This is a genomic window from Psychrobacter sp. 219-2-C, from assembly GCF_049560815.1.
Taxonomy (GTDB): domain Bacteria; phylum Pseudomonadota; class Gammaproteobacteria; order Pseudomonadales; family Moraxellaceae; genus Psychrobacter; species Psychrobacter faecalis.
In genome coordinates this window covers 1,945,328-1,967,156 of sequence record NZ_CP186933.1, presented here as the reverse complement: position 1 = coordinate 1,967,156, position 21,829 = coordinate 1,945,328, and the positions used below count along the sequence as shown (strand labels likewise).

General features: G+C 45.2%; 15 protein-coding genes. 7 read left to right on the top strand and 8 right to left on the bottom strand.

The annotated features are described in order from the left end of the window. Window positions 1-131: 131 nt before the first annotated feature. Window positions 132-1,034, top strand: a complete 903-nt coding sequence (locus tag ACPEGP_RS07995) for an acyl-CoA thioesterase (RefSeq protein WP_191692215.1) — start codon at window positions 132-134, stop codon at window positions 1,032-1,034. 97 nt (window positions 1,035-1,131) lie between these two features. On the opposite strand, the gene mutY is transcribed toward ACPEGP_RS07995, so the two are convergent. From mutY to ACPEGP_RS07975, 4 genes are all read right to left on the bottom strand, one after another. Further along, entirely contained in the window at window positions 1,132-2,379 is a 1,248-nt protein-coding gene (gene mutY, locus ACPEGP_RS07990; RefSeq protein ID WP_423813100.1) for an A/G-specific adenine glycosylase, read from the bottom strand. 256 nt (window positions 2,380-2,635) lie between these two features. Next, on the bottom strand, window positions 2,636-3,592 hold the full coding sequence (gene ylqF, locus ACPEGP_RS07985) for a ribosome biogenesis GTPase YlqF (RefSeq protein ID WP_068403686.1): 957 nt from the start codon (window positions 3,590-3,592) through the stop codon (window positions 2,636-2,638). 134 nt (window positions 3,593-3,726) lie between these two features. After that, on the bottom strand, window positions 3,727-6,645 hold the full coding sequence (locus tag ACPEGP_RS07980; RefSeq protein ID WP_423813099.1) for a DUF2339 domain-containing protein: 2,919 nt from the start codon (window positions 6,643-6,645) through the stop codon (window positions 3,727-3,729). A 319-nt stretch (window positions 6,646-6,964) separates the two neighbouring features. Further along, a complete protein-coding gene (locus ACPEGP_RS07975; protein WP_423813098.1) occupies window positions 6,965-7,705 on the bottom strand; it encodes a dienelactone hydrolase family protein in 741 nt (246 codons plus the stop codon). A 219-nt stretch (window positions 7,706-7,924) separates the two neighbouring features. Between ACPEGP_RS07975 and ACPEGP_RS07970 the strand changes: the two genes are divergently transcribed. Beyond that, on the top strand, window positions 7,925-8,545 hold the full coding sequence (locus ACPEGP_RS07970) for a YcgN family cysteine cluster protein (protein WP_423813097.1): 621 nt from the start codon (window positions 7,925-7,927) through the stop codon (window positions 8,543-8,545). Window positions 8,546-8,653: 108 nt separating this feature from the next. On the opposite strand, the gene ACPEGP_RS07965 is transcribed toward ACPEGP_RS07970, so the two are convergent. After that, the gene (locus tag ACPEGP_RS07965; RefSeq protein WP_423813096.1) at window positions 8,654-9,946 is read right to left on the bottom strand and encodes a DUF4105 domain-containing protein; all 1,293 of its coding nucleotides are present in this window, start codon (window positions 9,944-9,946) and stop codon (window positions 8,654-8,656) included. A gap of 342 nt (window positions 9,947-10,288) precedes the next feature. Between ACPEGP_RS07965 and ACPEGP_RS07960 the strand changes: the two genes are divergently transcribed. The 5 genes from ACPEGP_RS07960 to ACPEGP_RS07940 all read left to right on the top strand — a co-directional run bounded on the left by ACPEGP_RS07960 (window position 10,289) and on the right by ACPEGP_RS07940 (window position 17,726). After that, window positions 10,289-11,188, top strand: coding sequence for an HlyC/CorC family transporter (locus tag ACPEGP_RS07960; protein WP_200662310.1), 900 nt, complete (start codon window positions 10,289-10,291; stop codon window positions 11,186-11,188). 268 nt (window positions 11,189-11,456) lie between these two features. After that, window positions 11,457-13,031: an apolipoprotein N-acyltransferase gene (gene lnt, locus ACPEGP_RS07955; RefSeq protein ID WP_423813095.1), complete on the top strand. Its 1,575-nt coding sequence runs from the start codon at window positions 11,457-11,459 to the stop codon at window positions 13,029-13,031. 135 nt (window positions 13,032-13,166) lie between these two features. Next, on the top strand, window positions 13,167-13,604 hold the full coding sequence (locus tag ACPEGP_RS07950) for a hypothetical protein (protein WP_423813094.1): 438 nt from the start codon (window positions 13,167-13,169) through the stop codon (window positions 13,602-13,604). A gap of 306 nt (window positions 13,605-13,910) precedes the next feature. Then, complete coding sequence (locus tag ACPEGP_RS07945; protein WP_423813093.1) at window positions 13,911-15,476, top strand: peptide MFS transporter; 1,566 nt, start codon at window positions 13,911-13,913, stop codon at window positions 15,474-15,476. Window positions 15,477-15,908: 432 nt separating this feature from the next. Continuing rightward, on the top strand, window positions 15,909-17,726 hold the full coding sequence (locus tag ACPEGP_RS07940) for an aminopeptidase P family protein (protein WP_423813092.1): 1,818 nt from the start codon (window positions 15,909-15,911) through the stop codon (window positions 17,724-17,726). A 116-nt stretch (window positions 17,727-17,842) separates the two neighbouring features. Here the strand turns inward: ACPEGP_RS07940 and ACPEGP_RS07935 are convergent, their stop codons facing one another. The 3 genes from ACPEGP_RS07935 to ACPEGP_RS07925 all read right to left on the bottom strand — a co-directional run bounded on the left by ACPEGP_RS07935 (window position 17,843) and on the right by ACPEGP_RS07925 (window position 21,722). Then, a complete protein-coding gene (locus tag ACPEGP_RS07935; RefSeq protein WP_423813091.1) occupies window positions 17,843-18,700 on the bottom strand; it encodes a hypothetical protein in 858 nt (285 codons plus the stop codon). 150 nt (window positions 18,701-18,850) lie between these two features. Further along, window positions 18,851-20,128: a beta-ketoacyl-ACP synthase II gene (fabF, locus tag ACPEGP_RS07930; protein WP_423814267.1), complete on the bottom strand. Its 1,278-nt coding sequence runs from the start codon at window positions 20,126-20,128 to the stop codon at window positions 18,851-18,853. Between the two features lie 214 nt (window positions 20,129-20,342). Beyond that, entirely contained in the window at window positions 20,343-21,722 is a 1,380-nt protein-coding gene (locus ACPEGP_RS07925; RefSeq protein WP_423813090.1) for an anhydro-N-acetylmuramic acid kinase, read from the bottom strand. Window positions 21,723-21,829: the final 107 nt, after the last annotated feature.

The window sequence follows — 21,829 nt, the reverse complement described above, 5'->3', positions numbered from 1 at the left end:
ACCTACTATATATATTATTTTAAATTAAAACGCCGCATTGGCTTAAGCCATATCGTATTGATACGCTTGACCCTTGAGTGCTTATATCTCAATGCTTGGCGTGATTGATCAAAATAAGGAAACCTATCGTCATGTCTGATTATCCGCAACTGATCGATGAGCTGCTTGCTACCGTGGCGCTTATTGAAGTCAGCCCTGATGTTTTTGAAGGTAAAAGCCACGACTATGTGGGCAGTCGTATTTTTGGCGGGCAAGTGCTGGCGCAAGCGATTATGGCAGCGGCGCATACACTGGATAAAGATAAGCCATGTCATTCGCTGCATGGTTATTTTTTGCGCGGTGGCGATATCAATCAGCCGGTAATTTACCAAGTACGCCGCCTGCGTGATGGTCGCAGTCTGTCAGCACGTGAAGTCACGGCAATTCAGTATAAAGAAGTGCGCGGTAAAGCGCCTGTCGAGCAAGTGATATTTTCGATGATTGCTTCGTTCTCACCGATGGAAGAGGGCTTGGAATATCAAGAAGATATGCCCGTGTATCCGCCGCCAGAAGACTTGCTTGATGAGCAAGATTTAAAAGAGCAGTATGTTGGAAAGGTTCCTGATGCCCTAAAAGCGCGTTTTATGCGTCATCGTCATGTCGAGATTAAACCGATTAAGCCGCGTGATCCGATTCATCCAGAACCGATGAAACCCAAGCAAGCAAACTGGCTGCGTATCCGTGAGCTTGGAAAGCAGCCTGTGGCCATTCAGCAAGCACTATTGGCGTTTTCGTCTGATTTTTACTTGGTCGGTACGGGGCTGATGTCACATGGGGTCAGCTTTATGACCAGTGGTTTGCAAGCGGCGAGTATTGATCACTCGATGCATTTTCATCGTGATTTTGATTTAAATAATTGGCTGCTATATGACATGTGGAGCGACACGACCTCTAATGCCAAAGGCTTAAATCACGGTCAGTTTTGGCAAGATGGTCGATTGGTCGCAACGGTACAACAAGAAGGCCTGATGCGTTTGCGGGTGCCCAAATCTTAAGTTTTGTCTTAGTTTTTTGTATGTTATAAATGAAAAAAGCGACTCAGAATATATTTTGAGTCGCTTTTTTTTATAAAGGTTACTTAGTCGCCCTAACTTAGGCTTCCAAGATCTTTACCATTGCTCGTGGTAATCCAAGTGTTGCCTGCGCATCACTCGCATTTAACCAGTTAATATTAATTTCTGCCGCTTGCAAGGCTTTGGTCAAATCAGCCGTTTGCTCATTAGTTAAAGTCAGTGATTGCGGCGTTAAATACCAATGGAAATGGGTTAAGGAGTGTTTGATAGGCGCCTCATCAAGTAAGGTTTTATTAATGGGCGCGACTGCTAAATTACGCTTATCTAGCCATTCATTGATAATTTGCTCAGCAGTGGTAAATTCTGTTTCATAGACTTTTTCATAGTTTTTTTTATTACTAGCAACTTTTAATAATTTATCATCGCTGGCTCCTAAATTTTTAGCAGTTGTTTTGCCACTTACTTTACCGTCAATTTTCTCTACAAATTGCAAAGGCAAACTCCATAGTCCGCCCCAAATACCATTGTCAGGACGCTGTAGCCACAGTATTTTGCCGTCCGTATCTTTAATTAATAATGCATTGCTAACTTTGCTGGGTTTGGGCTGTTTTTTGGCCTTGACTGGATAATCGGTTTCGCGACCCTGCGCATGGGCTAAGCAATCATCTTGTAATGGGCACAATAGACAAGCAGGTTTGCTACGCGTACATAAGGTTGCACCCATATCCATCATGGCTTGCGCAAACAATCCTGAGTTCTCTCTTGGTGTTAAACGCTCCGCCAATGCCCACAGCTCTTTGGTAGTAACAGACTTGGTAATATCACCATCGATAGCCGCCCAGCGGGTGAGAACGCGTTTGACATTACCATCACAGATCACGCCATAACGATGTAGCCCCATTGCCATAATCGCCCCAGCGGTCGAAGGGCCAACGCCAGAAATCGCTTCCCAACCTGCTAGTGTCTGCGGGAAGTCGTCCGTTTCATTGATAACCTCAACCAACTGCTTCGCGCCTTTGTGCAAATTACGCGCGCGCGCATAGTAGCCAAGTCCCGCCCAGTGTTCCGCCACCATATCCCATTCTGCTGCGGCTAAATCTTGCACCGTCGGAAACGACGCCATAAAGCGGGCAAAGTAGGGCAGCACTGTCATTACTTGCGTTTGCTGGAGCATGACTTCTGATAGCCAAACGATATAAGGATTGGGCGTATCGGTTTGGTGCTGTTGCCACGGCAGATCGTGGCGACCGTTTTCAGCGAACCAATCGAGCAGGCGGGGAGCGAATGAATCCAGAGAAGTTAATGACTGAGAAAATTGAGTAGGCAAGAGTATTCCTTGTAAATTGAACAGGGATATATAACGTTTGGGACAAACAGTGTTTATGGGTGTAATACGATTGATACAAGACAATAGTAGATGAGCTTCGTTTTCAGTATCGGGGAATGAAAATCAAGGAATGGAGCTATAATTCACTGTCTTGTTTGCCAAGTAAATTTTGAGTAAACCTTCAGATAAGTTAAAGGTAAATAATAGAATATAACAGGTGCGCTAGGCGCACCCTACAACTTTATCTAAGTTCGATCTACTTCCGATTCTTCCGCGTTTTTAAACGACGTAAACGTTTTTCTTCTTCTTTAGCGATTCTTTTCTCTTCGGCTGCGACTCGTTGTTCAGCGACCACAATTTCTTCAGCTTCAGTCATTTCTGGCGTCTCGAGGGTAATATTTCCAAGCTTGCCGCTACGTAACTCGTTAATCAAAATCTCAGACATGCGGTAGGTATCGACTTGATTGCCCGCGCGTACGCAGCCGCGATTACGTCCCGCCACTTCGAAAAACTCCCAATCGGTCTTGGGTAATTCTTCAATCTTATAGCGGGTTTTTAGCAGTTCAGGATAGGCTTGCATGAGATACTCAGCGGTATAACTGGCCACATCGGCGAAGTCAAACGCCGTATCACGAATACCGCCGGTCGCCGCCAAGCGATAGCCAGAGTTTTCGTTTTCAACCTTTGGCCACAGCATGCCAGGCGTGTCATAGAGCATGATGTCATCGTCAAGCTTGATCAGCTGCTGTGACTTGGTCACCGCTGGCTCATCACCGGTTCTAGCTACCGCGCGCCCCGCTAAGGTATTAATCAAGGTTGATTTACCAACGTTTGGAATACCCATAATCATGGCTTTGATTTGACGTCCCGTCCCGACTTTATTGGGTACGAGGGATTTGCATATTGCAATGATACGCTTGACGTCATCGGCTTTGTTATTGTCGCAAGCGATAGCTTTAACGCCGTCTTGTTGTTCAAGATATTCCATCCACGCTTTGGTCAATTCAGGATCAGCGAGATCGGCTTTATTTAAGATTTTAATGACTGGTTTTTCGCCGCGTAATGCCGCGACCATTGGGTTTTCGCTACTATAAGGAATACGCGCGTCAATCACTTCAATGACGACGTCCATCTGCGGCATGATTTCTTTGATTTCGTTACGGGCTTTGTTCATATGCCCAGGGAACCACTGAATACTTGCTCTCTTATCCATCTGCTTTACTAACCTTTTATAAAAAATGCTCAAAGTAAGACAATCAACGTCTACTTTCTAATGGTGTTCAGTTTACTACACAACCAGCGTCACCACGTTAACATTTCATTTAACGTAACGCACAGAGCAGACTATTATTCAAACTCGTCTGTTAAATCCTCACGTGCTGGTGGCAATGGCGCTAAATAACCAATGACCAAGATTAAGCTACCCGCACCAAGGAAGGAAATCACTCGCCAAATCGCCTCGGTCTGGGATAAATCAACCAAGACCAGTTTTAACACCACAACGCCCAGCAGCCCAATACCCATAAACCATAGCGTTCGTTGTCCATAGCGGCTGGCGATAATAGTGGCGACCAAAGCAATGAGCGTCCATAAAATGGTTAGTCCCGTTTGTACTTGCTCGCTATTCCAAGCGCCTCCTGTCACGTCGTATAAACCGCCAGTCCATAACGGCGTGCCGATAAATGCGTGCAGCGTTCTAACTAACATGCTAGAGCCTATCCAAAAACTAATCAGCGCTAAGATAATTAACAGCATATCGTTTTTAGGAATGGCTTTTAATAGATTTCTCGAACCTCTACCATGTGGCTGACGGAGTAAATAAACGCCCAAGCCGTAAAACACCACCAGCCATAACGTCACATCATATAAGTTAAATAAAGGAAAGTAGGGCAGTTCCCAAATAATACCATCGTAAGTGAAGTTGGTAAAAATAGCCCAACCTAGTGTGATTGGTACAAATATTTTGGCACTGTCTAATAATGCCTGATGCCAATCAAACCAATAAGGTGCAAATACTGAGGTCGCTGCTCCCGTTTGCGAGTGTGATTGCTTATCATTGTATTGAACCATAGCATGACGCTGTGTACACCATAATCCAGCCAGCATAAAGGCAACCGGAACCAAAATAGTCATGACGCCTTTTGAATCAGGCAAGCCATAATGCATAGCTTCTGCCAACAGGATAATGCCAGCACCAAGCCAGCTCGCGCTATCAAAACTTTTTAACTCCAATTCTTTATGCCATGACTTTAACCATAGTTGCCCAACGACTAACCAACCTATGAATAAGGCAATAAATATCGGCCAATGAAAGGTTGTCCATTGATGATCAAATTCATACTTTTGTGGCAGTTGAAACAGTAGTGCGGCATAAAATAGCAGCAATAACCCATGGCTAAACTGCCTAATCTCGCGCCACGCATGATAGTGATTGATTGCCTGATAAATAGCTAGGCTGGTTAAGGTGGCCAATCCTAGCAGCGCCGTCGTTGCTAAGCGCCGGCTGGCAAGCCAGTGGTCAAAATCAATCACCAATACATACAGCAGCCAAACCATTGCAGTAAAGGTTAAAAAGCGACCCAAATTTGGACTGCGCCACATCAAGTTAAACGCCATACTTTGGCTATTGATACTGGTAAGCCATTGCTTAGTAGCGAGTTCACCAATGCCCAAAGCTTTAGTATAGGCAGTCAGCGTATGATTGGCATTAAGCTGGTTGTTGGCGTCATCAATAGGCGAGTTGCTGGCGCGTAAGATAAACATCGTTGCTAGATAGCTGAGCGCCGAAATCGTCAACGCCAACGTTGGATAATCTTTTATGGTAAAGACCACAGTTATCATCAGCATCGCGATACTGAGCAGCTGCAATAACAACCCAAACAATACTGACCATGCACGTAGTGAGCGCCGTCCAAACCATACCAAGGCCAGCCCTTGTACCGACCAGCCAAAGGCAATCCATTCTGCATCAAGTGCCAGCGGAATCACTAATGCTAAAAAGCCAAACCCTAACGCCAGCATACCTTCAGTAATCAGAGCATAGCGCTGACTGCGTTTAATAAAGCGCCAACCGAGACCCAGATAAATCATCGCTAAAATAGCACTAACAATGGTCAACGCATGATGAATATCCTGCAATAAGGCAGAAAATAAGCCAAATGCCAATATCGGCACGGAGAATAACAGACCAATATCGATAGGGAATACATAGCTAGAACGTCGTTCTTCAACATTAGCCACGTTCATAATCGCTTCATTGTCATCGTTATAAGCAATGATTTGTTGCGCGTAGCGAATCACCACAAATAAATACAGAATGAGATGTAGGGCAACCAGTACCACCAATGACCAACGCTGATTATCAATAATTACCGTTACGTTCTCTGTCAGTCCCCAATAATAAGCCAGCCCAAACGTGACTCCTGACCCAAAAATATTGAGCACTTTCCACGGACGATAATGAGCAATTACTGCAATAGTCACGTTTAGTAATAAGTAATAGCTAAACAAAACCGTCAAGCTGCCTGTATCCTGACTGGTCAATATAGGCGCAAAAAAGCCGCCCGATAATGCCAGTAATGCCAAAGGAAAGGCGTTTTGACGGACGGCTAAAACGACGGTAAGTGCTGATAATAAACCAAGTCCTATAAAGCTTGGTAGACTTGCCAGCACTTGATAAACGCTATAGGCAAAAAAGGTGGTTAGATAAGCAATCGCCAATCCTGCGCCTTGCAAAGTGATACCGTAAGCAAAGCGGTTTTTTACTAATTTTAATCCTAAAGCTGCTAACCCTAAACCGAGGACGCCTATGGCAATGAGTTTAAAGGCGATGGGTATTTCAATATAGTCGCTTAATAAGCGCAGTAATAACACCACCCCGACGAGCAACACCAATACCCCAACACGCACTACTAAGTTGCCGCCAAAAAACCAGTTTTGCATAGAGTGAATAATGGAGGTGACGATAGGCAAGGAGCGCTCGTCTGGATCTATCGTTGTAACGGGGGTTCTCGATTTTGTCGATTCTGCTGGTTTTGGCTTTAAGCCGAGGTTTTCTTCTATGGGTTCGGCGCTAGCGTCAGCGGCTGTAACCAAATCTACTGCTGCTAACGGTATCGGTGGCGGCATTGATGACCGCAAGGTTGGAGAGGTGTCAGGCACTGATGCAAATTGACTTTCTTGATCGCTATTTATATCGGCGTGAGAAGATTTTGCTGTGATCAAGCCCTCTTCTTGCCGTTTAAGCTCAGCTTGTAGCGCTGTCATATCATGACGCAACTGTCTGATTTGTTGGCTTATCCTGGCGTATAGTATGAACACCACGATCAATAAAGCCATAAAAGCCAGCCAGCCCAGCTGATTTATCAATAGATATAACATCCTCGTTACTCAATCCCACTTATAATAGAGTGATGATGACGTTATTTGCTCATAAGCACAAGATTGGTCATGGTAGTTATTGTGTATAATGACGAAAAATAGGGGTCGCTTTCTGAGAAAGTGACCCCTGTTTTTCGTCTTATACTTTGTATTAACACTCGTTATAGTGAGCGTTTATACAACTTGATTGATGATATTTTTAAAATTATTGACCGAGATTGGTTTTCATAAATTCAAGCATGTTGTCCCAGCTTTGCTTAGCAGCGGTTTCGTTGTAGCCAAGGTCAACATCGTTTTTGGCCGCGCGTTCATCGGCATGCGGATTGGTAAAGCCATGCTTAGCACCGTCATAGACATCAATCGTGTAGTCAACATCGGCAGCATCTAGCTCTGATTTTAGACCTTCGATTGCCTCCATTGACACCATCGAATCATCACGGCCGTGAGCGACCAATACTTTGGCTTTGAAGTTTTTATCGGCAGGCTGTTTTGCTGATGGATTACCGTGGAAAGTAGCAACCGCTTTTAATGGCATGCCTTCGCGTGCCATATCGAGCACCACTTTACCGCCAAAACAATAACCAATCGCCGCTAAGTTATCGCGATTAACCGCCAGTTGGTCACCAAAGTCATTGAGTATTAAGTGGCAACGTGCCATTAGCATGTCTTGATCAGCAAGTACTTGCTCCATCCACATATTGGCCATCGACGCGTCGCTGGTCAGCTTGCCTTCACCGTAAACGTCCATCGCCACCGCCGCATAGCCTGCTTTTGCTAAGCGCTCAACGACGGACTTTGGATGATCGACCACGCCCCACCATTCTGGCGCCACCAAAATACCTGCTACTGGATTGTCCTCTGAGGCAGATTCTGGCAGCGCCACATAGCTGATAAGCTCGACGTTGTTTTCGGTAGTGCTGATCAATTCAAAAGTCTTAATTGACATATTATTGTCCTTTTTTTATGTTATGAAGGGGATTTTATAAATGACTGTTTTATAAATAACTACTTTATAAATAACTACTTTATAAATGCTTGTTTTATAAGTGTTAACTGTCCGTATTTTGCTTCATTCTTTTATTTACTTCTCCTACCTTAACGCCCAAGTTCGCCAAAAACAGCTATAATACTGTAACGCTCTTTATCAAAATGCTACGGCGACTTTATGACACTCAATTTGTTCAATCAATCTGAATCTCAATTAGCATCCGCTCTAGATTCCAAAACAACAACTGATTCAGATTCAGCGACGCCATCTGCTGTGCGCTTATTTCCTCACAGCCAAAACAATGCTAATGATCTATTGCGTCCGCAGTTTTGGTCACGTTTTGCGCTGTCAGAGCTAAACCATAGCGAATGGGAAGCGCTATGCGATGGTTGCGGTAGCTGTTGCCTAATCAAGTATATCGACGATGACAATGTCAGCGATGACCATAGTCATGAAGCAGAAATGGTTGAATATACCGATGTCACCTGCCAGCTGATGGATTGCGCGACCGGTTACTGCAAGCATTACGCCACACGCCAAGAGCATGTGCCGGACTGTATTCAGCTAACTATGAAGAATTTGCCGCAGATGATGTGGCTGCCGTCACACTGTGCTTATAAGCGCTTGTATAAAGGACAAGATTTGCCAAGTTGGCATTTGTTATTGACGGGAGATGCGGTGGTAACTCAGCAGCAAATGCGTGCTGCCAATGTTGGCGTAGCAGGGCGCTGTATTTCTGAGATTGGCATGACAGATGAGGAGATGGAGGAGCGGGTGGTAAATTGGGTTCAGCCTTAACCTAAATTTTTTTATAAAGGGTTTAATCTATGTTTATGCTTAATGAACAATGGATTTAACGTCACAATACCGCTTTTGAGAGTAGATGCACCTCTTCGAAAACCTCAGCTATTCTTTAGAATCCTGCGCGGCGGATTTGGCACTTGCTTCCGCATCGGCTTGTGAATCTGCTAGTGGCGGGATAGGAATATCCTGCCGAATTTGCTTGGAGAACTCGCGACTATTGATAGCGCTAGTTCCTGCCAGATTATCAAAACCGCGAACCTTTGGATTGATATGGGTGCGCTCGTACCATGTATCCATTGACCAAGGCTGACCGTCCTTTTCAGGGTTGGCGTCGAGCATGCCAACGTCGTATAAGTAGTTTGGTAGCCAGCCCGATACCCAAATTCGGTAATCCCATGGCAGACGGTCGCCACTGACAATACGTGCCATATAAAAGATAATATTGGTACAGTTGCTAATCAACGTATTGTACCAAGTTGGTTTGGCGTTCAATTCATCGGCGGCAGTTAAGTAAGACTCAAATAACGACTTGACCTCGTGCTGTTGTAAATTGCTGACCGGAAACAGATAAACTTGCTCGCCGCGAGCATTACTGCGAGTATAAATAATATCGCGCTCTTCGGCAGCAATCAGGCTCAGCTCAAAACGCCTAAAAAATCCTGCCAATGCCGAAAACGACTCGCCTTCTTCCTTACGAATCTCAAATGAGAAGGCAAGCGGTCTATCATCTTCAAAGCGGAAACTGACCAAAGTATGCGCAATCAGCGGCCCCATCCAATAGGAGTTGGTCACATCGACGCCAGAGAGTTTTGACGTATCAATGGTGCGCGTGCCCCAGTGTTCGGCTGCTTCTTTATCGGTACGCCAATCAAAATTACGCACATTGGTGAGCGTGACTAAGTCAGGGCTGTTGGCATCGCGGCTATAAGTAACTCTTTCGCTGACTTCCGCCATCCAGTCGCGGTCTTGTTTGGGCTCAATAGAAAAAAACCAGCCCAAACCGATAAACCAAACTGCGCCATATAAACCAATGAGCCATTTAACGGCCACTTTTTTATCCGGCGCTGTTAAATTATTTGATGGCTGATTACCTCGATTTTTTGGAGTTTTTGACCAATGCCTTTTTGTTGCATAAGCGGCATTAGCCAGCGCCGCTAAAATGCCGATTATAACAAGGGTCGTAAGCCAAGTAATCGGTGAGCGTATGCCAAACTGATACCAAATTGCCATTAACAGCCAAATAGCAGATAGGAGCAACGTAGTAACGATTAAAACCTGCGCGAGGTAATAGCGCCAAGTTCGCTTTTGCTGGCGATCATGAGCTGCCCCATGCTCTAAGCGATTGCTGTTTGAAAGCGGCGAGAGCAGGCGAGAAAAAAATGCACGTAGCGACATAGGTTTGACTTTGAGGAATGAAGGCTTTGACCATAGCAAAGTTCACAACACACTGACAATACAATTTGAGTGAATTTGTCGTTGAATGTCCGTAAGCCTTGCGATAAAGTGAAACCTATTAGGCTAGTCTATTTTTATCTATACTTATATAGTTGTCATTTATCGCTATGATAGGATTTGTATGGATAATTTGATCTTTATTTAAATATTTTGACTACTGCCTAAATATAAAGTCGCTGTTTTATTTGCTATTTTAATCCCCATTTAGGTTTAAGATTTTAATTGCTATTCACTATTTTCTTTGATTACTGCTATTAACTAAAGAGGTTAAATCACATCATCATGTCCGAAGACGCTCCAAGCCCGAGTAGTTGGTCGATGCGCGGCTTAAAACGCTGGCTATCGACCGCCCCCGAAACCCGTGATGAACTGATACGTTTGGTGCAAGACTCGCGCCAGTTCTTAGAACCCGATACCGTGGACATGTTGGAAGGCGTCCTTGATTTGCCTGCCACCCAAGTTCGCGAAATTATGACCCCGCGCCCGCAAGTGATTGGGCTGCACGAAAGCGCTAGCTTAGCTGAAGTGATGGATATCATTCTTGAGACCACACACTCGCGCTATCCGGTCTTTGATAGCCAAGACGATGATGCCGTTATCGGTATTCTATTGGCAAAAGACTTGATTCCCATCCTCGTACACATGGTGCGCGATCAAGAAGATAAAATTGACAGTCAACGTTTACGAGACTTGGTGCGTCAGCCGCTTTATATCAGCGAAACGGCACGCTCTGATACTTTGCTACGCTCATTACAGCGCACCCAAGTGCATATGGCGATTGTCGTCGATGAGTTTGGTAACTTCGCTGGTGTGGTAACGATGGAAGATTTGCTCGAGGAAATCGTCGGCGATATCGTCGATGAGCATGATGACTTCGATGAAGACAGTGATATCAATAATATCGTCGCCGACCCTGAAAGACCAAATACGTGGCGCGTGCAAGCATCGACAGTGATTGAAGACTGTAACGATGAGCTTGGCGCCCACTTTGATGATACCGATGTTGATACTATGGGCGGTTTGGTGATGCAAGCGCTCGGTCATGTTGGCGATTTGGAAGGGGAGAGCGTGGTGATAGACGATTGGCAAATTACCATTACCGATGTTGAAGGGCGCTTTATTCAAAATCTTGAGCTGTCTAAAATCAATGCTGACCAGCAAATATTAATAGGTAGCCATTAATTTATTATTGATTGGGGCTCAAAGTCAACATTTAGCAGCCGAACATAAAAAAACACGATTGCGGTCGTGTTTTTTTTGCTTTTAAAATGGGCATTTTGCAACGCAATGTTACCTATTGAGTGATTTAGACTGGTATCATGGGCAGGTTTAATTTTTGAGCGCTGTATTGAGCAGCTAACGATTGGCTATCAATCCAGCGCTCACCGAATAAATCAAAGTTAATATTTAAGCTTTAAACGACTGAAAAATAAGGTTTTGGATAACTGCTATGCGTCTGTCTACTGTTGATTTGCAAAAACGTCTAAACCCCGATAAGCCCAAGGGCTTGCCGATGGTGTTGACCATATTGATTGCGTGGCTGGCAGGCGCAGTGTTTATCTTTGCTCTCGCGCCGTATGGTTTTTGGCCGGTGGCGTTGGTGTCGCCTGCTATTTTGTATGCCTTACTGATGCCTGATATGACGGGCAAGCGTGCTTTTGTTATCGGTCAAGCTTATGGTACTGGGCTTTGGTGCGTCGGGGCATTTTGGCTGTATACCTCAATCCATGTCTATGGCGATACGCCAGTGTGGCTAGCGCTAATTATGATTGCGCTAATGGGTCTTGGGATGGGCTTGTTTCATGGCTTTTTAGCGCTGATTTTTAATCGTGTCGTCGGTAAGCAGCCATTATCTTTTGCCGCGCTTTGGGTATTGCAAGAGTGGATGAAAACGTGGCTATTTACCGGTTTTCCGTGGTTATTTGTCGGTTATGCCTTTACCGAGCAGTATTGGCTATCATCATTAGCGCCCGTTGCTGGCGTATTTGCGGTGTCTTTCGTGGCAGTATTATTGGCGGCAAGTTTGGTTGAGCTATCGCGTCGCCGCGGCGGTTATATGATTCCTACTGCCGCGCTGCTTATTGTCAGCTGCGCATTATGGTTGCTAAATCCGCAATGGACAAAACCAAAGGGCACGCCTGACTTGTCGGTATCATTAATCCAAGGGAATATTCCGCAAGATTTAAAATGGCTGACCGAATATCAGGTAGAAACGCTAAAAATCTATGCCACCCTGTCCAGTACCGAATGGGGCAGCGACATGATCTTGTGGCCAGAGTCTTCCATTCCCATGTTTCAAGATGAAGCGCTAGGTTTTATCAGTGAAGTGGTCAAAGTGGCCAAAGAGACCGACACCACGTGGGTCACTGGTATCCCTTATAAGGATACCGCGGCTTTTGATACCAAAACCGATAAATACCCGCCGTTTTATAATAGTGTCATTGCTTTAGGTGCGGACGCTGAAGGGTTATATAAAAAGCAGCGATTAGTGCCTTTTGGCGAATATATCCCCTTTGAGGGCATGCTAGATATCTTGCCTAACCTTGCTGGCAGTCAAGATATCATGAGCTATAGTCGCGGCAGTGACGATCAATCACCGCTGCGCGTGCGTGGTCATAACTTGGGCGCAGCGGTTTGCTATGAAGTTGCTTATCCTGACACCACGCGCAAAAACGCCATCAATACTGACTTTTTATTGACCATTTCTAACGATGCGTGGTTTGGTAGCTCGGCAGGTCCGCTCCAGCATCTGCAAATGGTCCAGATGCGCGCGCTTGAAAACGGCCGCTGGTTTATGCGTGCGACCAATACTGGCGTTACGGCTATTATTGACCATAAAGGTCATATCGTGAAGCGGGCGCCGCAGTTTGAGCGCACCGTTTTACGCGGAAATGTGCAAGCACGCGTTGGCAATACGCCTTATATGCGCGCGGGTAATTATCCTATTTTAATCATTATTGCGCTTCTGCTATTATTAAGCTATCTTGGCAAGCGTGCGACCCCGCAGAGACGTTTGGTCAAATAAAAAAATACCCATAGGCTTTGGTTGTAAGTTTTTTCGCTAATAAACCCTTTAAATCGTTAAGGGTTTTCACAAATCGATATAAATTGCGATATAATAGGCCAATATTTTAAATATTTTGTGCAAGGTGGATAAGGTATGTCAGAACATATTGTCGAAAACAATCCCAAGAAAGAGTTCCTATTTGCTTTAGGCGGTGTTGCCTTATTTTTAGGTATCGTCTTATTAATCGGCATTTCTGGCTATTTGCGTCCAGCAGGCGAGCATATCACTGCTGAGAGCACCGAAGCGACTGCTGAAACAGAGGCAACTGCTACAGAAGCCGCGCCTGCTGCGACAGCGGAAGCTGCCGATACCAACGCAGCTGCTACTGCAACACCAGCGGATGCTACGGTAACGCCAACCGATACTGATGGTACGGTCGTTGCTGCTGAATCTGGCACCGCAACTGCTGAGGGTACTGTCAATCAAGCCGCAGTCCCTGATAACGCTAACTTGACAGCAGAAGAAGCCGATGCGGATTTGGATGGTGGTGAGGGTGCAGAGTTAACGCATACTTGGAAAACTGAAGAGTAAGCTTGTGACCTCAGTATTTTGTTATAAAAACAAATACTTGTATAAATATAGTTAGATACCCGTAATTAAATACAACTGTTGTGACGATACTTTATTCTAAGAGTGAAAATACTCTAGAAGCTAACATTAAAGACCTGTGCTTGGTTAACTGAGCACAGGTTTTTTTGTAGGTATTTGTGTAATTATTGAATAACTTTTTCTTTACTTGACCATAACCAAGTGAAACAATAATGCGCCTATGTGACCGCTTAGCAAAATAAACAGGAGTTTGGTCGTCATTACAGTGGTCTTTAAAGGAATAAAGTTATGAGCAGAGACTCAAAAGTAAATGTTAGTGAAGCTGAATTGTCAGCATTGGATAATGGGTTTATGGGGCACCCAAAGCCACTACGCCCGCTGTTTTTTACCGAAATGTGGGAACGCTTTTCTTATTATAGTATTCGTCCGTTATTAGTACTGTTTATGGTAGCGACCGTTGGCAGCGGCGGTTTTGGCTTCGATGAAGTCACTGCCTCTGCTATTTATGGTATTTTTGCCGGTTCATTATATCTGGCGGCGGTACCGGGCGGTTGGCTCGCTGATAACTGGCTTGGTCAAGAGCGGGCATTATGGTGGGGCAGCGTGATTATCGCCCTCGGTCATTTATGTATTGCGCTCTCCGCCATATTTGGCATGACGCTGTTTTTTGTTGGTTTGATATGTATTGTATTAGGGTCAGGTTTATTTAAAACCTGTATCTCCGTCATGGTAGGCGCTTTGTATAAAAAAGGCGATGTGCGCCGTGATGGCGGCTTTACCTTGTTTTATATGGGCATTAATATTGGCGCCCTTTTAGCAGCGCTCATCGTTGGGGTGTTTAAAGAAAAAGGTATGTGGCACGCAGGCTTTGGTGTCGGCGGACTTGGAATGCTGGTATCACTTCTGATTTACCGCTTTTCTGCGCAAAAAACCTTGACCCACTATGCCCAAGCCAAAAATATAAAACCTGAGTGGGAACACGCCAATGACCGCTATAAAAACATCGGTCGCTGGGTAATCGGCTTCTTGGTGTTATTGGCAACGGCTGTGGTTTTGGTGGCAAGTGGTATGTTACCGTTTAATCCTGAAATGGTCGCCGAATATATGACTTATATCATCGCAGCAGTGGTGATAGGCTATTTTGCGATTATGTTTGTCTCACCTCGTCTTGATAAAACTGATAAGTTGCGCCTACTGACTTGCTTTATTTTAATCATCGGTTCGACACTATTTTGGTCAAGCTTTGAGCAGCAACCAACCTCGTTTAACCTATTTGCCGATCGCTATACTGACTTGAACGTCTTAGGATTTGAGATACCGAGTATTTGGTTCCAATCATTAAACCCGTTGTTTATTTTATTGCTGGCGCCCATTGTTAGTATTGTTTGGATCAAGCTTGCCAATCGTGGCCTTGAGCCAAATAGTATGGTTAAGTTTGCACTGGGTATGTTGCTGACCGCGGCAGGCTTTTCGTTGATGATATTTGCCTCAAAAAGTATTTTGACCAGTGATGGTGCACTGGCCTCACCTTTATGGTTAGTGGGCAGCTTATTACTGCTAACACTTGGGGAATTGGCGCTCAGCCCTGTCGGGTTGTCTGCGATGACAAAGCTTGCGCCAAAAGGTATGCAGGGGCAAATGATGGGACTTTTCTTTGCTTCTGTCGCCATGGGCAACTTGGTCGCTGCGTTCTTTGGTGGTCATGTTTCTGCGGACAAAATTGAAGGCTTACCGACATTATTTACCACCATGACCGTCTTTTTGGTAGTGACCGCAGTGGTGTTATTGGTACTGGCAAAACCTATCAATAACATGCTGGTAAAAAGTGAGCAAGCCGATAAAGCGGCTCAGTAAATAAAGCGTTAAGTGGATGGTGAAGATTAATTAAGCCTATTTAGCTTATTTATAGTAGCAATCGTCCCTATAAACGCCCAAAGATAAGACGTGTTACCATAATCGGTAGCACGTTTTATTGTTTCAATCAGTGAGTTATTTCTCTGTCGCCGTTGAAAGCCTGCTGTCTGCCCAAACATCTAGAGATGCGCTGCTTTAATACTATTATTAAAATACTATTACTAAGCTGAAATTAATAATAGCTCGGCTAAACGCCTAAACACTCTTACTCATTTATATAACTATCATTCTAAAAATGGTAAACCCTTTATAGGCGAATAAAGGCTTCACGTAATACTGATAAATCTATTTGCCTCAATAAGACGGCTACTCATAGTCGCCTCACAAGCGTTTTTTTAACTCTCATTTTTAAAAGCAATAAGGACACCTTTCATGAATAAACAACACATCCACGAGCGTATTGATAGTCTACGCCAAACGATTGCCGCACAAGATTTAACGGCGATTATCGTACCGTCAGCAGATCCGCATTTGTCTGAGTACTTGCCAGAATATTGGCAAGCGCGTCTATGGTTATCAGGCTTTACAGGTTCGGTTGGTACACTGGTCGTTACCGCTGACTTTGCTGGCCTATGGACGGACAGCCGCTACTGGGTACACGCCGCGCATCAACTAGAAGGCACGGGTATTACTTTGGAAAAACTGGCTCCTGGTCAGCCAAATCATATCGATTGGCTAGCGCAAAACTTAGCGGAAGGCGATAGCGTGGCGGTTGATGGCAATGTATTGTCTATCGCTGAGCAAGACAGATTGCTTGATGCGTTTGATGCCAACGATATTACTTTAATCACTGAGCGCGATGTGTTGACAGACATATGGAGCGAGCGTCCAGCATTGCCATCAGCACAATTATATCAACACGATGCGCAATTTATCGATCAGCCCGCCAGCTCAAAACTTGCTGCCGTGCGCGCAGGTATGGCGAAGGCAGGCGCAAGCCATCACTTGCTATCAAGCTTAGATGATATCGCTTGGTTGACCAACTTACGCGGTGCAGACGTCGATTATAATCCGGTATTTTTAGCGCATATGCTCATTAGCGAAGATAAAGCGACCTTGTTTGTTGATAATAATAAAGTCAGTAGCGAGATTGAAAAAGCGCTAAAAGACAGCGGTATCGCGCTTGCGGATTATGATGCGGTGCAAGAGGCATTAGCTACCTTAACGTCAGAGGATTTATTATTGTTAGACCCAAGCAAAGTGGCGGTCGGTACGTTATCAAAAATGGCCGACGATGTGGGCTTTATCGAGCAGATGGCGCCAAGTACGTTACTCAAATCAGTGAAGTCTGCGGCGGATATCGAGCATGTGCGCGAAGCGATGCGTCAAGATGGCGCAGCGTTAAGTGAGTTTTTTGCGACATTTGAAAAACGCCTAGCAGATGGTGAGCGTTTGAGTGAGTTAGATGTCGATAGTATGCTCATCGAAGTTCGTAGTCAGCAGCCGCATTATGTGTCGCCAAGCTTTCCAACCATCGCAGGCTTTAACGAAAACGGCGCCTTGCCGCATTACCGTGCGACGCCAGAAAAATTCAGCTACCTTGATGTCGCTGAGGGCGAGGGCGGCTTATTGCTCATTGATTCAGGTGCGCAATATCAAAACGGTACCACCGATATCACCCGTGTGGTCGGTATTGGACAAGTAAGCAGCGAGCATAAACGCGACTTCACCACTGTGCTAAAAGCCCATATCGCCTTAGCAAAAGCACATTTCCCTGATGGTATTGCTTCACCGCTCATCGATGCGATTTGCCGTGCACCCTTGTGGCAAGCACAGATGGACTACGGTCATGGTACCGGTCATGGCGTTGGTTATTTCTTAAACGTCCATGAAGGCCCGCAGGTCATTGCTTATAGTGCCAGTACGCCAAAAGAACGTGCCATGAAAGAAGGCATGATTTCCAGTAATGAGCCGGGTTTATACCGCGAGGGTAAATGGGGTATTCGTATCGAAAACTTGGTGGTCAATACGCCGGTTGCGAATCCGACTGAGACTGAGTTTGGCCAATTCCTAAACTTTGAAACCATTACTTACTGCCCAATCGATACACGTTTGATTGAGCCTGCACTATTAACCCAAGTCGAGATTGATTGGCTCAATGATTATCATAGCCAAGTCTATGCCGAGCTAAAAGATCGCGTTAAAGGTGCGGCGCTTGAGTGGTTAACTGAGCGTACTAAAGCTATCTAAGGCAAAAGCTTATATTCTTGCATTGAAGATATTAAAAAGCCCCGTCAATATCGATGGGGCTTTTTAGTATTTACTTATTAGATGAATTTTTTAATTTAAATCAGGTTTTTTTATAGCTAATGAATGTTTTTCTTAGCGATATTCTCATTACTTTTAATAGTAGTGGCGGTATCAGGTTCGGTTAAATGCTGTGCCAATTCGGCCCGTAACCAAGATTTTAAATTCTCAGAAATTTGCATCATTTGCTCGCTTAAATAGTCATCGACATGCATCTCAAGCTCGCGGATTAATTCTGGGTGACTCGCGCCAAGTTTAGTATCTTTTAAAGACAAAGGAATAGCAGCGTCTGAAACGGCTTTATCGATAACGGTTTTCATATTATGATCGTTTGCGCCATTTGTCACATTTGCAATATTAGCAGGTTCTTGAATGGATTTTTTATCAGTGTCAGTAGCAATTTTCGTAGCATCCGTTTTAGTAGCTTCCAGTTTGTCTACTGCGTCAGTGTCATTTTTACTACTAGCATTGTCATCAACACTGGTAGCTTGTTTATGAGCTGGCTGCTCATTGTGCTGTTGCTCTTGTTTCGCCGCTTCTGCTGCCCTTAATGTTTCTTCTTTCTGCTTAGCGTCTACTGCTGCTTTTGCCTGTTTTTCTTTTTCTAAACGTTCTTTTTCTAAACGTTGTTCTTCTTCCAAACGCTCTTTTTCGGCAGCGGCGCGCTCTTTTGCTTGTTTTTCGGCAATGGCTTTGGCAATCGCTTGTTCGGCTTCATGATTTTCATAAAGAGTATCAAGATGGTCGTCTAAGTCATGAGTGCTAAAAACAAAGGTTTCAAATGGCGTGTCGTGTTGTAAGAGGGTAGTGATATCGGTAAGTTCTTGGATGATAGAGGCGCGTACAGGGTCTGGCGCACACGTCCAGCGCTGATAAAACTGATGGGAAAATGAGTAGCTTGACATGGTATCTTCCATAAATGTTGCATAAAATTACCCCTTATCATACGCAAGTACGATAAGGGGCTGCAAGTGGTCAAACGTAGCAAATCTGACACCAAGGTTACAACGGCTAAAATAATAGTTTTTTAACATTTATTTAGCGTTTTTAACGTTGTTTTAGGCGTTTTAGCTTGATGGTTGCACCGGCCAACGGGCAAATATCAATGAGCCGTTGGTGCCACCAAAACCAAAGCTATTGGAGACTGCATATTGCAGATTATCAACTTTACGTGATTGATTGGCCACGTAATCAAGGTTGCAGTTGTCTTCAACATTATCTAAGTTAATGGTCGGCGGTACCTGCTGATGTTGCAGGGCAAGCACAGTAAAGATAGCCTCGATGCCACCAGCGGCACCCAATAAATGACCAGTCATCGATTTGGTCGAGCTGACCAAAATGCTGTCTTTAACGGGCGCAAAAACGGTTTCGATAGCGATAGATTCGGCAACATCACCAGCAGGGGTACTGGTACCGTGGGCATTGACGTAGCCAACGACGGCAGGCTCAATACCGGCATCGTTTAGGGCGCTGCGCATGGCGCGCGCTGCACCGCTACCATCTTCTGGTGGCGCGGTAATGTGACTGGCATCGTCACTCATGCCAAAGCCAACCAGCTCAGCAAGTATCGTTGCGCCGCGCGCTTTGGCGTGGGCAAGGCTTTCAAGTACCACGACACCGGCACCATCACCGAGCACAAAGCCATCACGCTCTTTATCAAACGGACGCGAGGCTTTGGTTGGCTCATCATTACGAGTTGAGAGGGCATGCATCGCCCCAAAACCTGACATTCCAAGCGGGCTTGAGCCTTTTTCACTCCCACCTGCCAGCATCACATCGGCATCGCCATAGGCAATCAAACGCGCAGCAAGCCCGATAGCGTGGGTCGCGGTGGTACAGGCAGTCGAGGTCGCAAGGTTTGGACCTTGTAAAGTGTGTTTAATAGCGACCAAACCTGCAGCCATATTAACGATAGAACCTGGAATGATAAAAGGCGAAACCTTCATAGCGCCTTTGTCACGTAGGGTATCACGGCTGTTTTCAATGGTTTGGATACCGCCAATGCCTGACCCTAAAATCACGCCAAAGCGCTCTTGCTCGACATCTTGTACAGGTGCATCAGCTGCGCTAATTTCATCGATAAAACCCGCGTCTTTTAACGCCATAGCCGAAGCTGCAACGGCATAATGTATAAACTCATCATAGCGGCGCGCGTCTTTAGCATTCATATATTGCTTGGCGTCAAAATCCTTGACCACGCCCGCAATTTGCGCCCGATAGTCGGTTGCATCAAAATGAGTAATGGGCGCGATACCGCTCTCGCCATTAAGTAGACGCGTCCATGAGCTTGCGACATCTAATCCTAAAGGTGTCACCGCACCCATACCGGTGACCACCACACGCATCTCGTCTGGGCGCTCATAATGGGGCGGCTTTTGGCGCGGGTTTTGCTGGATAGGGGCAGCATTAGAGTCGGCGGCTTGCGCGTTTGGTGAACTGCTATGTTGGCTCATGCGATATATCCTGTACGTGCGATCCTAAAAAGAAGGTATTTTAACCGTCATTATAAAACACATTAGTGCACGTATGTAAACTAAAATTTAAACAATTAAAGGCTTATTAAGCAAAACAAACTTGACCCAATACCACGCCTTTACTTGCGCCAGTGACCGCTGGTAAGTTACCAGTTTCCCCCATTAAGGTTTGCCGTGCCAACCATGCAAAGGCGACGGCTTCGACCCAAGCGGGGTTTAGTCCCAAGCTGGCAGTAGTTTCTACTTTGCAGTGAGGTAAATGCGCCTGCAAGCGAGTCATCAAGTAATCATTTAAGGCACCGCCACCGCAGACATAAACCGAGCTATTTTCTTTGGCTTTAATAAACATATTGATTTGCATACTGGCACTCATCGCCGTCAGCTCGGTCAATGTTGCCTGTACATCGGCTGACGAATAGCGAATATGGGCAGAGGCTTGGTCAAATTTTTGCAGCTCGCTTTGTAGCCACGCTAAGTTAAAGTCTTCACGACCTGTGCTTTTCGGATAGGTTCGCGCAAAAAATGGATGTTCTATCAGTTGGTTAAGTAGCGGCTCAACGACTTGTCCTGACTGTGCCCATGCGCCGCCAGCGTCATAATCTTTATCCGTATGCAACGCCGTCCACGCATCGAGTAATAAATTGGCAGGACCGGTATCATAACCAATAACTGGACTATTATTAACAAGAGCATCATTAGCAGGATTAGCGTTAATAAGGTTAGCATTGGCTGGCAAAACGGTAATGTTGGCAATACCGCCCAAATTTAATAACACCCGTGTGCTATCAGGCGTGGCAAACAAGGCTTGATGAAAGGCAGGTACTAAAGGCGCGCCTTGACCACCAACGGCCATATCGCGGCGGCGGAAATCACTTACCACGCTAATACCAGTACGCTCAGCGATGATATTGGCATCGAGCAGTTGCAAACTAAAGCCCATTTGTGGACGATGACGCACGGTTTGACCGTGACAGCCAATTGCCAGCACCGACTCTACATCGGTATTGGACTGCTGCAATAAATTATTGACCACGTCGCTGGCAAATTCAGCGTATTCTTTACTTGCCCAGCCAAACCAATCTAACTCGCTGCTTGGTTCGCCCATTGTTGGCGTTAATTCTTGAACACCATTTGGCTGACAAAGTGCCAATAACACCTCACGCAGGCGTGGCGGAAAATCTTGGCTGATAGAGGCTAACAATCGCAGCGGTTGTTGGATGTTTTCTTCACCATCGAATTGACAAAGCACCGCATCCATACCATCCAAGCTGGTGCCAGACATCATGCCGATATATAAACCATCATCAAAGTTTTCAAACACCGTTTGCTCAAGCGCATCGGTCAAGGTGGCATAATTTAAATCGTCATCTAAAGTTTTGTCCAAAGTGTTATTTAAATTATCGTCATAATTGATAGTTGAATCAGTATTATCATTAGTATCAGCAATCGATGCAGGGTTGGTCATGGCAATTTACCTTAAAAAACGCTAGTATATCTGTCAAATTCTAACATCTTTTACGGGCTACGAAATTCTAATTGGCCCAAACGCGTTACCCTTTAAATAAAGACAAT

What these genes read in the sequence shown, in the direction of transcription:
- ACPEGP_RS07995 (WP_191692215.1), top strand. Translation starts at nt 132, where the DNA reads ATGTCTGATTATCCGCAACTGATCGATGAGCTGCTTGCTACCGTGGCG.
- ylqF (WP_068403686.1), bottom strand. Translation starts at nt 3,592, where the DNA reads ATGGATAAGAGAGCAAGTATTCAGTGGTTCCCTGGGCATATGAACAAA.
- ACPEGP_RS07980 (WP_423813099.1), bottom strand. Translation starts at nt 6,645, where the DNA reads ATGACAGCGCTACAAGCTGAGCTTAAACGGCAAGAAGAGGGCTTGATC.
- ACPEGP_RS07975 (WP_423813098.1), bottom strand. Translation starts at nt 7,705, where the DNA reads ATGTCAATTAAGACTTTTGAATTGATCAGCACTACCGAAAACAACGTC.
- ACPEGP_RS07970 (WP_423813097.1), top strand. Translation starts at nt 7,925, where the DNA reads ATGACACTCAATTTGTTCAATCAATCTGAATCTCAATTAGCATCCGCT.
- ACPEGP_RS07965 (WP_423813096.1), bottom strand. Translation starts at nt 9,946, where the DNA reads ATGTCGCTACGTGCATTTTTTTCTCGCCTGCTCTCGCCGCTTTCAAAC.
- ACPEGP_RS07960 (WP_200662310.1), top strand. Translation starts at nt 10,289, where the DNA reads ATGTCCGAAGACGCTCCAAGCCCGAGTAGTTGGTCGATGCGCGGCTTA.
- lnt (WP_423813095.1), top strand. Translation starts at nt 11,457, where the DNA reads ATGCGTCTGTCTACTGTTGATTTGCAAAAACGTCTAAACCCCGATAAG.
- ACPEGP_RS07950 (WP_423813094.1), top strand. Translation starts at nt 13,167, where the DNA reads ATGTCAGAACATATTGTCGAAAACAATCCCAAGAAAGAGTTCCTATTT.
- ACPEGP_RS07945 (WP_423813093.1), top strand. Translation starts at nt 13,911, where the DNA reads ATGAGCAGAGACTCAAAAGTAAATGTTAGTGAAGCTGAATTGTCAGCA.
- ACPEGP_RS07940 (WP_423813092.1), top strand. Translation starts at nt 15,909, where the DNA reads ATGAATAAACAACACATCCACGAGCGTATTGATAGTCTACGCCAAACG.
- ACPEGP_RS07935 (WP_423813091.1), bottom strand. Translation starts at nt 18,700, where the DNA reads ATGGAAGATACCATGTCAAGCTACTCATTTTCCCATCAGTTTTATCAG.
- fabF (WP_423814267.1), bottom strand. Translation starts at nt 20,128, where the DNA reads ATGCGTGTGGTGGTCACCGGTATGGGTGCGGTGACACCTTTAGGATTA.
- ACPEGP_RS07925 (WP_423813090.1), bottom strand. Translation starts at nt 21,722, where the DNA reads ATGACCAACCCTGCATCGATTGCTGATACTAATGATAATACTGATTCA.